Raw genomic sequence first — 1,134 nt, forward strand, 5'->3', positions numbered from 1 at the left:
TTTGCTGTAGCCCAACTCGTCATCCAGCTCTGCTTCCAGACTATTCTCCATGAACTCGGTAATGTCTCCTTGAACAGATTCTGGATGTCATCCATGCTGCCGATATTTGCCATCTGCAGCAGCTCACGGATCTTTTCACGGCGGGCGTTTCCTTCCGGGGTTCGATTCTTTCTGGACATATAAAAAACCTCCTGAGTGGTGTCTCTATTCTACACCACTCAGGAGGTTTACACAAAGTTTGGGACGGTCTCTCTTTTGCGCTGGCTGTGGATGAAGAAACAGATACGCTGCTGAAATACGACGTGGTGGATCTGAGTCATCCGATTGATGCGGCGCTTCTGGATAACATTCAGAAAGATGGTATGATGCTTTATGAAAAAATTTGAAAACTTCTGCAAAGCGCTGAACAATCTGGAGGATATTAACAAATATGAGCCACCCTACGATAACGTAGTTCTAACTGGTCTGGTATCTCTGTATCAGATTTGCTTTGAGCAAGCTTGGAAAGCAATGAAGGAATGTATGGAAAACGAAGGTGTTAATACAGCAGTTACCGGGTCTCCGCGCAGCATCATCAAAGAGGCATACCGCCTGCATATGATCGATGATGAATCTGCATGGTTATCTGCATTACAGACGCGGAATATCTATTTATCGCTATTTCATAAGCTCAAGGTCTCCATCGAATGTAATTGGATTTACTAAACAAGAAATAATAAATGAACACAACATCAGCTTTGCTGGGGTTGTGTTCATTTATTATTTTCATCGCCATACGCTTTTGAAGCACTCGCTTAGCGAGTGGTTGGCTTTATACAATCAAACGCTGTTGGCAGCACTTTTGCCTATGCATTATTAAAGAAGAACGATATTACATATTGAGGATATTATTGGAAATAACCATTTCCGAGTAAGACAAATATGCCGTTATTTCGCACTCAACAACATCTAAAGCGGATAAACCGGCATATCAGAAAATCAGCATTTGCCGGTCTGAGTATTCAGATAAGCAAAAGAAAATGATTTAAGGGATAAGCGTCCAAACTGAAGTGACCCCAAAAAGTTAGACAATATTTTCAAATAAATACTGTTCAAGCTACTGAAAGGGCTTGTTGTCTGTGTAAGACAGGCGGC

General features: G+C 41.7%; 1 protein-coding gene and 1 pseudogene. One reads left to right on the plus strand and one right to left on the minus strand.

What is annotated here, in order from left to right; all coding sequences use genetic code 11:
• A pseudogene (locus tag T363_RS16890) lies at positions 1-179 on the minus strand (IS256 family transposase); the annotation flags it as partial.
• 193 nt (positions 180-372) lie between these two features.
• Between T363_RS16890 and T363_RS0113755 the strand changes: the two are divergent.
• Complete coding sequence (locus T363_RS0113755; protein ID WP_031476762.1) at positions 373-705, plus strand: HI0074 family nucleotidyltransferase substrate-binding subunit; 333 nt, start codon at positions 373-375, stop codon at positions 703-705.
• Positions 706-1,134 lie beyond the last annotated feature (429 nt).

Source organism: Agathobaculum desmolans ATCC 43058 (assembly GCF_000701665.1).
GTDB classification, from domain to species: Bacteria; Bacillota; Clostridia; order Oscillospirales; family Butyricicoccaceae; genus Agathobaculum; species Agathobaculum desmolans.